15 protein-coding genes are annotated in these 16,764 nt (G+C 62.8%); 9 read left to right on the forward strand and 6 right to left on the reverse strand.

The window, feature by feature from the left end; genetic code table 11:
• The first annotated feature begins 582 nt into the window (after positions 1-582).
• The 3 genes from I554_RS25790 to I554_RS0121845 all read left to right on the forward strand — a co-directional run bounded on the left by I554_RS25790 (position 583) and on the right by I554_RS0121845 (position 3,274).
• Positions 583-864, forward strand: coding sequence for a hypothetical protein (locus I554_RS25790; RefSeq protein WP_034462181.1), 282 nt, complete (start codon positions 583-585; stop codon positions 862-864).
• Positions 865-1,021: 157 nt separating this feature from the next.
• On the forward strand, positions 1,022-1,894 hold the full coding sequence (locus tag I554_RS0121840) for a DMT family transporter (RefSeq protein WP_024576111.1): 873 nt from the start codon (positions 1,022-1,024) through the stop codon (positions 1,892-1,894).
• A 108-nt stretch (positions 1,895-2,002) separates the two neighbouring features.
• Positions 2,003-3,274, forward strand: coding sequence for a hemolysin family protein (locus I554_RS0121845; RefSeq protein ID WP_024576112.1), 1,272 nt, complete (start codon positions 2,003-2,005; stop codon positions 3,272-3,274).
• A 131-nt stretch (positions 3,275-3,405) separates the two neighbouring features.
• On the opposite strand, the gene I554_RS0121850 is transcribed toward I554_RS0121845, so the two are convergent.
• Positions 3,406-4,179, reverse strand: coding sequence for an anti-sigma factor (locus I554_RS0121850; RefSeq protein ID WP_024576113.1), 774 nt, complete (start codon positions 4,177-4,179; stop codon positions 3,406-3,408).
• Positions 4,180-4,393: 214 nt separating this feature from the next.
• Positions 4,394-4,885 carry a sigma-70 family RNA polymerase sigma factor gene (locus I554_RS0121855; RefSeq protein WP_024576114.1) on the reverse strand — a complete coding sequence of 164 codons (492 nt, stop codon included), beginning with the start codon at positions 4,883-4,885 and terminating at the stop codon, positions 4,394-4,396.
• 310 nt (positions 4,886-5,195) lie between these two features.
• Here I554_RS0121855 and I554_RS0121860 point away from each other — a divergent pair, with 310 nt between their 5' ends.
• On the forward strand, positions 5,196-5,795 hold the full coding sequence (locus I554_RS0121860; protein ID WP_024576115.1) for a histidine phosphatase family protein: 600 nt from the start codon (positions 5,196-5,198) through the stop codon (positions 5,793-5,795).
• Positions 5,796-5,911: 116 nt separating this feature from the next.
• Entirely contained in the window at positions 5,912-6,994 is a 1,083-nt protein-coding gene (aroC, locus tag I554_RS0121865; protein WP_024576116.1) for a chorismate synthase, read from the forward strand.
• Between the two features lie 31 nt (positions 6,995-7,025).
• On the opposite strand, the gene I554_RS0121870 is transcribed toward aroC, so the two are convergent.
• On the reverse strand, positions 7,026-7,526 hold the full coding sequence (locus I554_RS0121870) for a MarR family transcriptional regulator (protein ID WP_024576117.1): 501 nt from the start codon (positions 7,524-7,526) through the stop codon (positions 7,026-7,028).
• Positions 7,527-7,620: 94 nt separating this feature from the next.
• On the opposite strand from I554_RS0121870, the gene I554_RS0121875 reads away from it, so the two are divergent.
• Entirely contained in the window at positions 7,621-8,817 is a 1,197-nt protein-coding gene (locus I554_RS0121875; RefSeq protein WP_024576118.1) for an FAD-dependent monooxygenase, read from the forward strand.
• 10 nt (positions 8,818-8,827) lie between these two features.
• Here the strand turns inward: I554_RS0121875 and I554_RS0121880 are convergent, their stop codons facing one another.
• Complete coding sequence (locus tag I554_RS0121880; RefSeq protein WP_024576119.1) at positions 8,828-9,580, reverse strand: hypothetical protein; 753 nt, start codon at positions 9,578-9,580, stop codon at positions 8,828-8,830.
• A 246-nt stretch (positions 9,581-9,826) separates the two neighbouring features.
• Between I554_RS0121880 and I554_RS0121890 the strand changes: the two genes are divergently transcribed.
• The 3 genes from I554_RS0121890 (at position 9,827) to I554_RS0121900 (ending at position 12,896) form a co-directional block, all read left to right on the forward strand.
• Positions 9,827-10,993, forward strand: a complete 1,167-nt coding sequence (locus tag I554_RS0121890; protein ID WP_024576120.1) for a GNAT family N-acetyltransferase — start codon at positions 9,827-9,829, stop codon at positions 10,991-10,993.
• 51 nt (positions 10,994-11,044) lie between these two features.
• Complete coding sequence (locus I554_RS0121895; protein WP_024576121.1) at positions 11,045-12,280, forward strand: adenylate/guanylate cyclase domain-containing protein; 1,236 nt, start codon at positions 11,045-11,047, stop codon at positions 12,278-12,280.
• A gap of 79 nt (positions 12,281-12,359) precedes the next feature.
• Positions 12,360-12,896 (forward strand): hypothetical protein, encoded by a 537-nt coding sequence (locus I554_RS0121900; protein WP_024576122.1) that lies wholly within the window; start codon positions 12,360-12,362, stop codon positions 12,894-12,896.
• 61 nt (positions 12,897-12,957) lie between these two features.
• On the opposite strand, the gene I554_RS0121905 is transcribed toward I554_RS0121900, so the two are convergent.
• Together I554_RS0121905 and I554_RS0121910 are read right to left on the reverse strand one after the other, a co-directional pair.
• Positions 12,958-14,640 (reverse strand): methyl-accepting chemotaxis protein, encoded by a 1,683-nt coding sequence (locus tag I554_RS0121905; protein ID WP_024576123.1) that lies wholly within the window; start codon positions 14,638-14,640, stop codon positions 12,958-12,960.
• A 263-nt stretch (positions 14,641-14,903) separates the two neighbouring features.
• Positions 14,904-16,595 carry a methyl-accepting chemotaxis protein gene (locus I554_RS0121910; protein ID WP_024576124.1) on the reverse strand — a complete coding sequence of 564 codons (1,692 nt, stop codon included), beginning with the start codon at positions 16,593-16,595 and terminating at the stop codon, positions 14,904-14,906.
• Positions 16,596-16,764: the final 169 nt, after the last annotated feature.

Here is a 16,764-nt window from a genome sequence, read left to right on the forward strand (position 1 = left end):
TTTGGGCGAGGGGACCGTACTTCCGGGTGCGGACGGGGGAGGTACTCGACCCCTGATCCGGACGGCTTTCGCCGCCTTCGTCCGCTCCGCGTCCAGCCGGCGAACGGCAGAGCCACGTAGTTGGCCCGGACGGTGACCCCAGCCTCCCGGACGCAACGGGTGCGAACCGTGCGCGCAGGCGCCGCATCCTGCTCCGCTTCAAAGCGCCCTCGAGAAGCGCCCCTCATGAACAGGACGCAGCGAATTTAAGCGCGGTGCGGAGCGCGGGGATACGTATCCCCATCACGAAATGTTTCGGGAGTCGGAATCTCCCCACTCGTCATTCCGGGGCGCGCGGCTTCGCGCGAACCCGGAATCCATAGCCACTCAGGAGATCGTCGCAATCATGGATTCCGGGCCTGCGCCAAGAGGCGCATCCCGGAATGACGGGTGAGATATTCGCGCCAAGACGCGCATACCGGGAATGACGGGCGGAGAAATTGCGGTCGGCCGGGCCTTCACGCCGGACCTGAAAAGTTCCACTGCCGGGGCGATATTTTACAACCGGTGGCAATCCGGCGCCGGAATACCCATATGTTGATAATGACCAGCAAATCACAGACCAAGCCGCGAACTCCCGAACAACTGGCCCGCCTTGAAAAACAGCGGCTGGCCAAGATCGAGGGCGAAATCGCACTCGCAGAAGTCGGCAAGGAGTATGTCGACGTCCGCAAGAACATGGGACGCCTGAAGGCGCTGCGCCTGGCGAAGGAAGCCGAAGAGGCTGCCAACCCACCGCCGGTCGAGCCGAAAAAGAAAAAGGCCGCGCCGAAAAAGCGCGCCGTTGTCACAGCACGCGAAGCGGAAGCCGTCGGCGGCGAGTGACGCCATTTGTATTTTCTTGCAACTGACATCTTTTTCCGACTGACCAAGGCCCGGCAATTTGCCGGGTCTTTTATTTTTCGGCGGATTGTTGCCGTCGCGCTTTGAATCTGTAACGTCGACCTGATGATAATCAGCAGGACCAGCACCGGCACATTCGATGGCTAAAGCGCGATGGATCGGCATCGCCTGTCTCGGTATCACCGCGTTCGGCTGGGGCCTGAACTGGCCCTTCATGAAACTGCTGTTGCGCGAATTGCCGCCGATGTCCGCGCGCGGTCTCGCAGGTGTGACTGCTTCTCTCATTCTGACCGTTGTCGCCGTGGGCCGCCGTGAACGATTGGGCCTGCCGCGGGCGGCCATCCCGCCGCTGCTGTTCGCGACATTTACCAATGTCATCGCGTGGATGGGATTTGGCACCGTCGCCATGAAGTGGGTCACCGTCGGTGAGGGCGCGCTGCTCGCTTACACGATGCCGATCTGGGCGACGCTGTTTGCGTGGCCGCTGCTCGGCATGCGTCCGACCGCGCGCAACATCATCGCACTGTGTCTCGGCATTGTCGGAATCGTGATCCTGTTCGGAGGAAACGGATTTTCATTCACGCCGGAAAAGCTGGCGGGCGCATCGCTGGCGCTGTCTGCGGCAATTCTCTTTGCGCTCGGCAACATTCTCAATCGCGCGCCGATCCCGGTGCCGCCGGTTGCGCTGGTGGCATGGCAGGTCGGGCTTGGCTGTCTGGCGATGCTTGTCTTCGGCCTGTTGTTCGAGAAGCCGGACTTTCCCGCCGTCTCTCTGAAGGGCTGGGCGCTGATGGCCTACATGACAATCATTCCGATGGGCGTCTGCTATCTCACCTGGTTCGAGACCTTGCGCCGCCTGCCGCCCGCCACCGCATCGACCGGAATGTTGCTGGTTCCCATCGTGGGCGTGATCTCCGCCGCGCTGATGGTTGGGGAACCGCTTGGTCTGCGTGAGATTCTTGCGATGGTCTTCACGCTGGGCGGTGTGACACTGGCGTTACAACGGACATGACGCCTGACGGACGTGCGGATTGCGCATGGTCCTGCGGCAATGCCGATGCTGCGCGCGGAACCCCGGCATGCTATCCATCGCAACCAGATTTTACCTCAAAGGAACAAATTGTTACTCGAACTTGGAATCGTCACGGTTCTCATCGTGATCAATGGCCTGCTTGCGATGTCGGAGCTTGCCATCGTCTCATCCCGTCCCGCGCGATTGTCCGGTCTGGTTGAGAAGGGCGTCAGCGGTTCGCGCCGTGCGCTCGCCCTGGCGTCCGACCCCGGAAAATTTCTCTCTACAGTTCAGATCGGAATCACGCTCGTCGGCGTGCTCTCCGGCGCGTTTTCAGGCGCGACGCTCGGCGCGCGCTTGTCCGCGTGGCTTGTGAGCGTCGGGCTCTCGCAAAGTGTCGCCGATGCCGTTGGTGTCGGCGCGGTTGTGACCCTGATCACTTATGCATCTCTGATCGTCGGCGAACTGGTGCCGAAGCAGATCGCGCTGCGCGATCCCGAAGCGGTGGCGGTGAAGGTCGCGCCGGCGATGGTGGTGCTCGCGAAGATCTCGCTGCCGCTGGTGTGGATCCTGGACCGTTCCGGCAAGGCGCTGCTGTGGGTGCTCGGCCAGCGCGGCGAGGCCGAAGAGAAAGTGAGCGAGGAGGAAATCCACACGCTGGTCGTGGAAGCGGAGAATGCAGGCGTGCTGGAGCCGGGCGAGAAGGAAATGATCGCGGGCGTGATGCGGCTCGGCGATCTTCCGGTCGGTGCGGTGATGACGCCGCGTCATGAGGTCACCACCATCAACCTGTCGGAGCCGGACGAGGCGATCCGTCTGGCCTTCAGGACCAGCACGCATTCGCGCCTGCCGGTGTTCGACGGCGAGGAGACGCTCGGTATCCTGCAATCCAAGGACATGCTGGATGCGTATCTTGCGGGCGAGACACCGGACATCCGCAAGCTGATCCGCGAGGCGCCGATCATTCCCGAAACGCTCGATGCGCGGGATGTGGTCGCCATCCTGCGCGATTCACCGGTGCACATGGGTCTGGTGCATGACGAGTACGGCACGTTTCAGGGGGTGGTGACCACCGCAGATATTCTCGAATCGATCGTCGGGAGTTTTCACACCGAGGAAGGACCGGCCGAACCCGCCTTCGTCAAACGCGACGACGGCTCGTATCTGATTTCCGGCTGGATGCCCGCGCTGGAATTCGCGCGGCTGCTCGACATCGCGTTGCCGGCGTCACGGCCCTACCAGACCTGCGCCGGTTATCTGCTGGAGCAATTCGGCGCGATTCCGTCGGTGGGGCAAAGCATCAGCGCCGACGGCTGGAGATTCGAGATCGTCGATCTCGACGGGCGGCGCATCGACAAGGTGCTGGCCAGCAGGGAGTAGGCTCGTCATTGCGAGCACTCGGATCGGCGCTCTGCGCCGTCCGAGCACACGAAGCAATCCATCTTTTAAAACAGAAAATGGATTGCTTCGTCGCAAGCGCTCCTCGCAATGATGTGTTCTCCAAAGGCTGATTACAGTCCCGCCTTCTCGTTCTGGTCATAGACCAGCCGCGCGACGCGTTCGAGGCGGGTGCGATCGGCGCCGCCGCTGACGACGTAACCCACCCCGCGATCGGCCCAGAACAGTGCGCCGGTGCCGTCATGGGTGGCGTAGCGCATCTGCGTCGCCTCGGTTTCCGCGCGCGCGGCGAAGATCGTGAAGCGCTCGCCTGACGCCGTCTCGTACATCAGGAACGATGCGGGGCCGGTGGGGCCGGGCAGCAGGCGTCCGCCGACGAGCTTCAGGCCGGTGGCGTCGAGTTCGGGCGCGCGGACTTCCCAGCCGCAGCGTTTGCTCAGCCACTGCTGCAGATGCGCCTTGTCGCTGCCCGCCACTTCGACGGGATGGCGCACCTCGACCACATAGAGCTTGTGCGCGCCGAGTGCATCGCCGGTGAAGCTTGCGAACATCGAGGGCGTTGCATTCGCGCCGCGCGCGGCCCAGCCGATGCCGCCGCCGACTGCGAACGCCAGCAGCGACGCGGCGATCGCGCCCATCATCCAGCGGCGCGGGGTGCGCGACAACTGATCGACCGAGAGGCGGTATGGCACCGGCTCGTCCGCGACAGAGTCGTACTTTGCATGCAGCGCGTCGCTCATTGCGCGCCATGACGTCACCCGTTCGGCGTCGTCGGGATGTGCCGCGAGCCAGGCTTCGACCGCCGCGCGGCGCTCCACGGGGAGTTCGTTGTCCACGTAGGCGTGGAGTTCGTCCTCGGTCACCGGAATGTTGTGGTCGGTCATCAGCGTTGTCTCTCAAATTCGAAATCTTGCAGCAGCAGCGGCATCACGTTCGTGCAAAAAGTGGGGTGAAGGCTACGCATGGTACAAAGTCTGCCTCCACCCCGCGCGCCAATCGCATGGCGTTCAGCGCGCCACCCTCTCCACAAGGAAGAGGGAGAAGAACCAGGTTTCCCCATTTGTCGCGCATCGCTTCCATCTCGCATCGTCCCCCGCGGTTTCATTTCACCCGCCGCAGCGCAGGCCGTTCGCCTTCGAGCGCGGCTTTCACATGCGCCCGTGCGCGGGCGAGCCGCGACATCACGGTGCCGATCGGCACGCCCTGAATGTCGGCGACGTCGCGGTAGCTCAGGCCTTCCAGCACCACCAGCAGCAGCACCGCGCGCTGGTCTTCCGCCAGTGTCGCGAGCGCGCGGGAAATGTCGCGGCCTTCAGCCTCGGTGCCGGAGGCGTCGGCGGTGGTGTCGTGCAGTTCCATCATCGCCGGCTGCCGCGCCAGCGAACGGCGGCGGTTGCGGTTCAGGTTGGTCAGGATCGTGTAGAGCCACGCGCGCAAGTCGCCGCCGAGGAACAGCTTCTCCGAACGCAGCGCCCGCACCAGGGTGTCCTGCACCAGATCGTCCGCGATGTCGGTGTCCCGCGCCAGCGCCCGCGCATAGCGCCGCAGGGCCGGAATCATGGTCTCGACGCTGTGGCGGAAATCGTTACTCATCGGGTCTGTCCGGTCCGGCGGCTCACAGCCGTTCTATCCTGAAAAACACCGAAAACGCGGGAGTATTCCGGCGGTTTCGCCCGATAAGGTGAAGGCTTTGCCGCACGTCCGGGTTGAATGGCAGGGATGCCTATGTCATGAGGGGCGTCCTCTTTAGCCCCGATGTCCCGAACATCGTGTTCGGCTGGAATGAACAAAAGACATCGTCATTTGCGAGCGAGGCGAAGCAAACCATTGCGGCACAGAAAACTGGATTGCTTCGTCGCTACGCTCCTCGCAATGACGGTTTGAGCTCAGAGTTCGGTATCTCATGTCATCGCCCACCGTTTACTTCGTTCGTCACGGCCAGACCGAATGGAATGCCGCGGGCCGCTTTCAGGGCACGCAGGACATTCCGCTGAATGATCTCGGCAAGGAGCAGGCGGTCCGCTCCGGTGAACTGCTGACCGATATTCTCGCGCGCGACTCCCATGATCCCGCCAAGATCCCGTTCGTGTCGTCACCGCTCGGCCGCGCACGCAACACGATGGAGTTGCTGCGCGGCGTGCTCGGCGTACCGCCACACGGCTACGAGCTCGACGACCGCCTGCGCGAGATCGGCTACGGCCACTGGGAAGGCTCGACCCTGCCGCAGATGGAGCAGTCGCATCCGGAGATCTTCGCCGAGCGCCAGATCGACAAATGGGGCGTGCCGCCGCCGGGCGGCGAGAGCTACGCCTCGGTGACCATCCGCATGCGCGACTGGTACGACTCCCTGATTCAGGACACGGTGGCGGTGTCGCACGGCGGTTCGATGCGGGCACTGCTGGTGGCGCTCGATGTCGAGACCCCGGTCGGCGCGGCAGAGCTGACGGTGGAGCAGGGCGTGGTCTACGTTTTTGCCGACGGGCAGGTGACTAAACATAGTTAACGCTTCGTTAACGCGGCACTTTAAGCGCCTCAGATTTGACCCTAAGGGGCCTGCGCGTTACGACTTTACGTCAATTTTCGCGAATAGGGGCCCTGCGGGCCGTCGGGTAATTTCCTATGTCCTTCAACACCTTCGGCCACATGTTTCGCGTCACGACCTTCGGCGAAAGCCACGGGGTCGCGCTGGGCTGCGTGGTCGACGGTTGCCCGCCGCAAATCCCGCTGACGGTTGAAGAGATTCAACTGGATCTTGATCGCCGCCGCCCCGGCCAGTCGCGGTTCACGACCCAGCGGCAGGAGGCCGATCAGGTCAAAATCCTGTCCGGCGTGATGGACACCGACAAGGGCCAGGTCACCACCGGCACGCCAATCGCGCTGATGATCGAGAACACCGACCAGCGCTCGAAGGACTATTCGGAGATCAAGGACAAGTTTCGTCCGGGTCACGCCGACTTCACCTATGAAGCGAAGTACGGCCTGCGCGACTATCGCGGCGGCGGGCGCTCCAGCGCGCGCGAGACCGCGGCGCGTGTCGCTGCCGGCGCGGTGGCGCGTAAGATCATTCCCGACGTGAAGGTGCGCGGTGCGCTGGTGCAGATGGGCCCGCACAAGATCGATCGCGCCAACTGGGACTGGGATGAGGTCGGCCGCAATCCGTTCTTCTGTCCCGACAAGGCCAAGGCCGAATTTTTCGCCGAGTATCTCGACGACATCCGCAAGAGGGGATCGTCGATCGGCGCGGTGATCGAGGTGGTCGCTGAAGGTGTACCGGCCGGATTGGGTGCCCCGATCTATGGCAAACTCGACAGCGATCTAGCGCTGGCGCTGATGAGCATCAACGCGGTGAAGGGCGTCGAGATCGGCGCAGGCTTCGGCGCCGCCGAACTGCACGGCGAGGAGAACGCAGACGAGATGCGCATGGGCAACAACGGTCCGGTGTTTCTGTCGAACCATGCCGGCGGCATTCTCGGCGGCATCTCCACCGGACAGCCGGTGGTGGCGCGTTTCGCGGTGAAGCCGACGTCATCGATCCTGACGCCACGCCGCACCATCGACAAAGCCGGCGCGGATACAGACATCATGACCAAGGGTCGTCACGATCCCTGCGTCGGCATTCGCGCGGTGCCGGTGGGCGAGGCGATGATGGCTTGTGTGATCGCCGATCATCTTTTGCGCCATCGCGGACAGGTCGGCGGCTGACGCCTTCCCGCATATTCCGCATCGCCGCCGGTTATGCCGGCGGCTTTTTCTTCGGTTTCGGCGTATCGGCCTGCTTCAGGCCTTCGGTCGCCGCGAGCATCGTCTCGTAGCCCAGCATCGTGAAGCGGATCAGAAACTGCAGTTCGTCGTCTGAGTATTTCGACCACGCCTTGTGGATCGATTGCTGCAGGGATTCATAGAACTTTCCGATCTTCGCCTCGCTCTCCGGAACGACGGCGATAAAGACCTTGCGCCGATCGCTGTCGTCGCGCTCGCGGCGCACCAGACCGGCCTTCTCGAGGCGATCGACGACGCCGGTGATTGCTCCCGTGGTCAGGCCGGTCACCTCGGCCAGCCGTCCCGCGGTGACGCGGCCCTCCAGATTCAGGAAATCCATGCATTCCAGATCGGAGCTGCTGATTCCGATGCGGCTGGCGACCGTCTGGCTGAAAATCACGCCTTGGGCGGAGGACCGCCGGGCGGCGTGTTCCAGTTCCTGTATCAGGGCGTCGCGCGCCTTCGACCTTGACAAGGCAGATCCTTTATCTTAGCGAAAGAATATCTCATAGACTAAGATAATTAGTCTCCGTACCTTTTTAGCACTGTGACATTCGGCGGAGCAAGGCATGATCAGACGCTCACGCAAGGCCATCATCATCGGAGGCGGAATCGCCGGCCCGGCCACTGCGATGTTTCTGCGGTCTGCCGGCTTCGAGTCCCAGATTTTCGAGGCGCGGCCTCGCGCCGCCGGAATTGGCGGCGGCTTGCAGATCGCGCCTAACGGCATGCATGTGCTGGACGAACTCGGCCTTGCCGACGAAATGGTTCGCATCGGCTCCGTCGCGGAATCGATGCTCTTCACCAATCAGAGCGGTCGGTTTCTCGGCAGCATCAACCGGGACATGCGGGAGCGCTTTGGACAGCCGGCGGTGAACGTCGCGCGGGCGGCGTTGAGCGACGCGATCCTGGCGCAGGTGCGCTGGGCTGGAATCGAGGTCAGTTTCGGCAAGCGGCTGGTCAGAATCGAGGATCTGCCTGACCGGCCGATCGCGGCGCATTTCGATGACGGCACCATGGCCGAAGGCGATCTGCTGATCGGCGCGGATGGCGTTCACTCCTCGGTGCGCGCACATGTGAATCCCGGTGGCCCCGTGCCGTTCGATACCGGCCTCGTGGGCTTCGGCGGCTTCATACCGAGATCGGTACTTGAGAAGGCCGGTGTCGGGCCGCATGTGATGATGACCCTAGGGCAACGTGGTTCGTTCGGTTATGGCTATTGCAGCAGTACTGAAGACAACGGCGCGATGTGGTGGGACACCCAGTCCTCGGGCGGCATGGACGCTTCGGCCTTCCGCGCGATGAGCCAGGAGCAGCTCAAGCAGCATATCCGCGCGTTTCATGCCGGATGGCACGATCCGATTCCGCAGATCATCGATCACGCGCGGGATATCATTGTCACCGATACGCTCGACATCGCAACACTGCCGCAATGGTCGCGCGGACGGGTAGTGTTGATCGGCGACGCCGCACACGCGACAACGCCGCATGCCGGGCAGGGCGCGTCAATCGCGCTTGAAGATGCGCTGCGGCTGTCACGCCTGCTGCGCCGGGGCGAGGAGTTCGGCGTCACTTTCGCAAAATTCGAGGCCGAGCGGCGGCCACGGGCGGAGCGGATCGTTGCTGCGGCACGGCGTAACGGTGGCAGCAAGGGCGACATGAGCCGCGCTGGTGCACTCATGCGTGACATCGCCATTAAACTGCTGCTGCCGGTGTTCGCGCGCGGACAGGACTGGATGTATCAGTACAACCCGCGCGTCCGCTAGCGTTGCGATCCTAGCCGGAGCGATAGGATTGCTTCAGTCCGTAGGTCAGGACGAGCAGGGTGATCCACAGGCGCAGCATCGCGAAACTGAAAATGAAAACGAAGAAGATCAGATTCTTGACGAAATGGCCGTGCGGCGCGGTCTGTCCGTAAAGCCAGATCGCGTGCCGGACCGCGCCCTGAACGAATCCGAGCCCGATGCAGATAGTGCCGAGAACCGCGATCGCCGCGCCCATCCAGGCGAAGCGGCGTCCGAATTCCCTGACCGCCGAAAGGAAATCGACCGCGCCCTTGTTCGCCTCTGCGCCGACGATCATCAGCAGCACCAGCGAAGCCACCGTGGCGCTCCAGAATTTCCCCGCGATGGTGGGTTGATCGAACGCCATCCCGTCGAGACCCAGCATCAGGTTCGGCGCCAAGGTTGTAAATCCGGTGAGGGCGAAGAGTATCGCCGCCGCGACCATCAGCAGCGTCACCCGCTTGAGAATGCCGAGTGCGAGCTTGACCTGCTCAGCCAGTGTCAGTGAGCCAAGACCTGTCTGGCCGTCCGCAAGCTCGATCGAACGCTGCGTGACCAGCACGAACGCGAGCAGCACGGCGATGCTGGCAATGATGATTGCAGGCAGGGCAAACGGTCCGCCGCCATAGGTGATGACCCGCATGGTGGCGGCCAGCACCAGCCACGGCAATGCTTCGAGAAAACGAAACGGGCCGAACGATGTATGCGGGCGGGTTATCCGTTGCTGGTGCAGCGCGAGGAGCATCCGGCAGTTAGGCCAGATACGGATAAACAGCCGGTGGAAGCCTAAGCTAAAATTGAACCGATATGTGAGGCGGTGAGCCGCCGGATCCGCGCTGCACCCGGATGATGCCGCCGGCGCCGTTTTCATATTCCCGGCCAATCCGGAGCATGATACCTTTAAGGCGTCAGCTTTTTGAGCGGGCGCGGGCGCGCGTTTTTGCGGGCCCGGATTTCATTGTGACGTGAATCGATATTCTGGCGGGCGCCTATGGCGACGGATGTGTCCGACGCGGTGCGTGAGTCGTTTTCGGTGACGGTGATTGACCGTGCTGAACTTGAGTCCAGCACGGTCTGGCGTTCGGCATTCGCCGACGAGCGCAAGGATCATCGCTATTACGAGATCATCGAAGACACCCTGCGCGAGGGCTTCGACTACAAGTATTTTGCCATCCGCGATGCATCCGGGCGCATCCGGGCGATACAGCCGTTCTTTCTGCTCGATCAGGACGTTCTTGAAGGCGTCGGATCGGAGTGGCGGCTGATCTCAACCATCCGGCGCCGCTACCCGCGCTTCCTCAAGATGCGAACACTCATGGTCGGCTGTTCCGCAGGCGAGGGGCATCTCGCTGACGCTGAGGGCCTGTCCGCTGCAACGGTTGCGGACGTGCTTTCGCAGCATATCCGCAAGCTGGCGAAAACCCTCGGCGCGCAGCTCATTGTGCTCAAGGAATTTCCCGCCAGATATCGCGAGACGTTTGAATGCTTCGTGCGGCGCGGCTTTGGCCGCGCTCCGAGCATGCCGATGACAAAACTGAACATCGAGTACGAGAACTTCGATCGTTTCATCGAGAAAGCGCTCAGCGGCAAGGCGCGGAAGAATGTGCGCCGGAATCTTCAGGCATCAGCCGGCGAAGATATCCGCATGACCGTAACCGACGGTACTGAAAATCTGGCCAAAGAAATCTATCCGCTTTATCTTCAGGTCTATGAGCGGTCCAAATTCCGCTTCGAGAAGCTGACGGAGGACTATTTCCGCGATCTCGGCACACGGATGAAGGACAAGGTCCGTGTCTTCACATGGCACCGCGGCAATACGCTGGTGGCCTTCAACATCTGCATGGTTCAGGGCGAACATTTCTTCTCGGAGTATGTCGGCTTCGATTATTCCGTGGCGCTCAATCTGCATCTCTATTTCTGCGTGGTTCGTGACACGATCAACTGGGCCATTGCGGGCGGCTACAAATGGTTTCGCAGCAGCGGCCTGAACTACGACCCGAAACTTCACCTGCGGCACCAGCTCGATCCGGTCGATCTGTATGTGCGTCATGTTTCGCCGCTCGCGAACGTGGTCCTGAAGCGCGTGCTGCCGTGGCTGTCGCCGGTGCGCTACGACGCGACGCTGAAGAAGTTCCCGAATTATCGGGAGATGTGGTGAGCGTGGCTGACGAGCTTGACCGGGCCCGCCCGCCGTCGCAAAACGAACCTTATGCAAGCCAACAGTCTTCAGAGCGTGATCGACTGGCTGATCGACGGGGCGCGGTCGGCGTCACGGGTCGATCAGTTCGTGAGACAGACCTGCGAGCGGATCGTCGATTGCGGCCTGCCGCTCTGGCGCGTTGGCGTATTTGTCCGCACGCTCCATCCCAACATGCTCGGCCGCCATTTCGTCTGGCACCGGGACAGGAGCGTGACCATGGGAGCGATGCCCCATGGCGATCAGGACGAAGACTACTTTCTCTCCAGTCCGCTCGCGATCGTTTTCGAGCAGGGGCAGGAAGTCCGCAAGCGGCTGCTGGACGCGGGAGCGGGCAATGTGCCGTTCTTCGCCGAAATGCAGGGGGAGGGTGCGACCGACTACATCGCGCTCCCGCTTCTGATGTCCGACGGAACGGTCCATGCGGTGAGCTGGATCTCGCAGCATCCCGAGGGTTTCAGCGAGGCGCAACTCGCCGATCTCCGCTTGCTGATGCCGGCGCTGACGCGAATGATCGAGGTCTGGCTGCTGCGGCGGACGGCTGCGGGCTTGCTCGACAATTATGTCGGCGCGCGCGCCGGCGCCCGGATTCTCGCCGGGCAGATCCGCCGCGGCCATACCGAGACCATGCATGCTGCGATCTGGCTGTCTGATCTGCGCGGCTTCACGCCGCTGTCGGACCGGCTGTCGTCCGAAGCGATGGTCGATGTTCTCAACACCTACTTCGACTGTCAGGTGCCTGCGATCCTGAACCACGGCGGCGAGGTGCTGAAGTTCATGGGCGACGGCCTGCTCGCGGTGTTTCCCATCACCGGCAAGGAAGGGGACACGGAAACGGTCTGCAAGCGCGTGCTGGAAGCCGCGCGGGAGTGCAGCGCCCGCGTGGCGGCGATGACCTACGCCTACGAGTCCGAAACGCTGCGCAATTTCCGGTTCGGTCTGGCGCTGCATATCGGCAAGGTGCTGTACGGCAATATCGGCGGCGGTGACCGGCTCGATTTCACCTGCATCGGGCCTGCGGTGAATCTCGCCGCGCGCATCGAGAAGATGACCAGCCGCCTCAACCGCACCGTGCTGGCCTCCACCGCATTCGCCAGCCATGTCGATGCGAACTGGACCGATCTCGGCCTGTTCTCGGTGGCGGGCTTTGCCGCGCCCGAGCGCGTCTACGGCCTGCCGGACGATGCCGCATTGATGAACGGCTCGCCCGCATCGTCGGTCGGCGCGGACCGCGTCCCGTCTCCGTAGAAATTTTATCGTCGCTCACGGAAATAACCTTCTCGCCCGAGCGTTATGAGTCAGGGGCACGCTCGGGTAGGAGTGAGCCATGTTCAGAAAATTCATGATCGGTGTTGCCGCTGTTGCGGCGATTGCTGCGTTCGCGCCGCTTGATGCCGTCGCGCGCGGTGGTGGTCATGGCGGCGGAGGCGGCGGCTTCCACGGCGGCGGCGGATTTGGCGGCGGCGGTGGTTTCCGCGGCGCGGCTTTCTCAGGCGGTGGTGGTTTTCGCGGAGCTGCTTTCTCAGGCGGCGGATTCAGGGGCGGCAGTTTCGCCGCCATGCATGGCGGCGGATTCGGCGGACCGCGGTTGGCCGCTGCACCGGGAGTTCCCCGGTTTGCCGCGATGCCGGGCGGAGGTGCCCGCTTCGCCAATGCCGGCTTCCGCCATGGCGGGTTTGGCCGCCATCATCGCTTCCGGCATTTCGTGCCGTTCGCGGTCGGGTTCGGCGTGCCGTACTACTATAACAACTACTATTACGACGATTATTACGCCGGTTATCCGTATGACGAGGGTTGTTACGAGCTGACGCAAGTACCGACACCGTATGGCTGGCGCTGGCGCCGGGTCTATGTCTGCGGTTGATGGCGCAAATGAAAACGGCGGCTGAGGTCAGCCGCCGTTTTGGAACGTGATGCGGACGAGCCTACGCCGCGCGGACGGTCGTCAGGAACTTCTCCACTTCGATCTTGAGGCGGCTGCTGTCGCTGGACAGAACCTGCGCCGACGACAGCACCTGACCGGAGGCGGCTCCTGTTTCACCGGCGCCGCGGCTGACCTCGGTGATGCTCCCGGCGACCTCGCCGCTGCGCTGGGCGGCGTACTGAACATTGCGGGCGATTTCCTGCGTCGCCGCGCCCTGTTCCTCGACCGCGGCTGCGATGCTTGAGGAGATTTCCGAGATCAGGTTGATGGTCGAGCCGATCTCCTTGATCGTGGCAACGGACTCCCGTGTCGCAGACTGCATGCTGGCGATTTGGGCGCTGATCTCGTCGGTGGCTTTTGCGGTCTGGGCGGCGAGAGCCTTCACCTCGGAAGCGACCACCGCGAAGCCGCGGCCGGCGTCGCCGGCGCGGGCGGCCTCGATGGTGGCGTTGAGGGCGAGCAGGTTGGTCTGTTCGGCGACCGCCGTGATCAGCTTGACCACGTCGCCGATGCGGGCAGCGGCCTGCGACAGTTCGGTGATGCTGGCGTCGGTCTTCTGCGCCTGACGCACGGCGTCGGCGGCAATGCGGCTGGATTCCTGCACCTGCCGGCCGATCTCGGCGACCGACGAGGTGATTTCCTCGGTGGCGACTGCGACCGATTGCACGTTGCTGGAGACTTCCTGCGAGGCACTGGCCGCCGAGTCCGAGATCTTGCCGGTGGAGTCGGCCGTGGTGGTCAGAGTATTCGCCGCCGCCTCCAGCTCAGTCGACGACGACGACAGTGAGCCGACCAGTTCCCCGATCAGCTTTTCGAAGTCGCGGGTGATGGCATCGACACGCTGGCCGCGCTGGATTTTGGCGTCGGCGTCGCGGGCCGCGGCTTCATCGGCGGCCTTCTTGGCGATCAGGGCATCCTTGAACACCTGCAGGGTGTCGGCCATGGTGCCGATTTCGGTCTTCTCGCCCTGATGCGGCACGACGGCGGTGAGATCGCCTTCGCCGAGCGCCTTCATCGGCGTCACGATCGAAGCGATACCCGTTGTGACACCACGGACGAGATAGAAGCTGAAGGCGAGGCCGGCCACCAGTGCAAGGCCGAGGATCACGAGTCCGAGCTGGACGGCGGTGGAATAGCTGTCGTTTGCGCGCTGGCCCTCGATGGCGGCGCCCTTGCTGTTCATTTCGACCAGCTTGGTCAGCGTCTCGTCCACCTTGATGCCAATCGGGGATGCCTTTTCGAAATTCAAATCTTGCGCCATGGAGCTTTCGCCTTTGCGGGACGTCTCCAGAACCTCATTGGCGGCGGCGAGATACTCCTTCCAGACTTTGACCAGTTCGCCATAGACGGCGCGTTCCTCGGGCGACGAGATCAGGGCCTGATACGTCTGGTTCGCCTGATCGTAGGCCTGCAGGCGGCCTGCGAGATTCTTGTCGATCTTGGCCTTGGCGTTGTCGTCGAAGGTCAGGAAATGGTCACGGAGAATGGCGCGGTAGCGTGCGGCCTGCGTCTGCATGTCTCCGAGCCAGCGAACGCTGGGAAGCCAGACGGTCTGAATCTGCTGCGCGGAGGCATTGATCGACCGCATCTGAAACATGCCGAAAAGATTCGTCGCGGCCAGAGTCAGCAGAAAGAACGATACGATTCCGATCAGTTTGGCGCGGATGGAGAGCTTGGACAGCATCGTCGTGATCCCTGGTTATCGATTTTTCTAACCGGATGCCGAAGGAGCCAGATCAGGACGAGGATCGGGCGAGAGGGCGGGTGGCAATTTCCAGTCGAACGCAGCGCCGTTCTGACGCCGCGTTCGCGGGCGGAATCATCAGGGATTCCAGTGAAATGTTAGTAAATGGGAGATCCGCCGCGTCGCTCTGACGCGGCGGTGGCGGAAACAAAAAGGGCGGCTGAAATTCAGCCGCCCCTTTGCCGTTCGATGTTGCGGCGAGCTTACGCCGCGCGGACGTTGGTGAGGAATTTCTCGACTTCGATCTTGAGGCGGTTGCTGTCGGTTGACAGCATCTGCGCGGCGGAGAGGACCTGACCCGAGGCAGCCCCGGTTTCACCGGCGCCGCGGCTGACATCAGTGATGCTGGTGGCGACTTCGCCGCTGAGTGCAGCGGCCTGCTGCACATTGCGGGCGATTTCCTGCGTCGCCGCACCCTGTTCCTCCACCGCCGCGGCGATGGTCGAGGAGATTTCCGAAATCAGCGTAATGGTCTTGCCGATTTCCTTGATGGTCGCGACCGATTCCTGGGTCGCGGTCTGCATGCCCGCGACCTGCGCGCTGATCTCGTCGGTGGCCTTGGCGGTTTGCGCGGCCAGAGCCTTTACTTCGGAGGCAACCACCGCGAAGCCGCGGCCGGCGTCACCGGCGCGGGCGGCCTCGATGGTGGCGTTGAGTGCGAGCAGGTTGGTCTGTTCGGCGACCGCCGTGATCAGCTTGACCACGTCGCCGATGCGGGCAGCGGCCTGCGACAGTTCGGTGATGCTGGTGTCGGTCTTCTGGGCCTGACGCACGGCCTCATTGGCGACGCGGCTGGATTCCTGCACCTGACGGCCGATCTCGCCGACAGATGAAGTGATCTCTTCGGTCGCGACCGCGACCGACTGCACGTTGCTGGAGACTTCCTGCGAGGCCGCGGCGGCTTCGCCCGAGGTCTTGCCGGTGACTTCCGCGGTGGAGGTCAGGGTGTTGGCGGCGGCTTCCAGCTCGGTGGAGGAGGAGGACAGCGAGCCGACCAGTTCGCCGATCAGCTTTTCGAAGTCGCGGGTGATGGCATCGACGCGCTGGCCGCGGGCGATCTTGGCGTCGGCATCGGCAGCGGCGGCTTCGTCCGCCGCCTTCTTGGCGATCAGGGCTTCCTTGAACACCTGGAGGGTGTCGGCCATGGTGCCGATTTCGGTCTTCTCGCCCTGATGCGGCACGACGGCGGTGAGGTCGCCTTCGCCGAGTGCCTTCATCGGCGTCACGATCGACGTGATGCCGCGCGACACGTCGCGCACCAGATAGAAGCCGACAACACAGCCGATCAGGACAGCCGCGCCGAGCATGATCGCCACTAGCATGAATGCAGTGTTGTAGCTGTTTGTTGCCTCCTGTCCGGCAAGATCGGCGCCCTTGTTATTGAGGTCGATGTCTTTCTTCAGGATGTTGTCGGATTTGATGCCGATGAGGTTGACGGTCATCGTGTTCAGATCATGCGCCTCGCGCGGATAGGAGCCCGCGGCCTTGCGCGACAGTGCCATGACTTCCTGGGTGCCCTTCTTGTAGCTCTCCCACGTCTCGACCCATTCGTTGTACAGCGCGCGTTCTTCCGGCGACGTAATCATCTTTTCATAAGCCTGCCGGGCCTTCATGTTGGCTTCGACAACCGTTTCCAGCGTTTTTTCCTGCGCCAGCTTTTCCTCGATCAATTCCGACAGCATGTGTTCGCGGATAACGTTGCGATAGGTGATCACACCGGCGCGCAGATCGCCCAGGACCCGCACGCTGGGCATCCAGTTGGTCTGGATGTCGACGGCATTGGCGTTGATGGCCTGCATCTGGCGGATGGCGAAGAGGCCCATGCCGGCCATCGCGACCAGCAGGATGACGAGAACGGCAGTGATCTTGGAGCGAATGGAAAGCCTGGAGAGCATGGCGGACCTTGAGTCTTTCTGACCGGTGGCTGATGGGCTGGGTAGCGACGAGGACGATGAGAAATCGGGAAGCCCGATCCGCCTTCCAGCGTTTCGGATTCGTGGTTTCCAATTTCACTATGTGAAGTGAAATGTTCGTAAAGGTATTCAGCGGCCGACTCAGAAAAGT

It is taken from the genome of Afipia sp. OHSU_II-C1 (genome assembly GCF_000497575.1).
In the GTDB taxonomy this organism is placed as follows: Bacteria; Pseudomonadota; Alphaproteobacteria; order Rhizobiales; family Xanthobacteraceae; genus Afipia.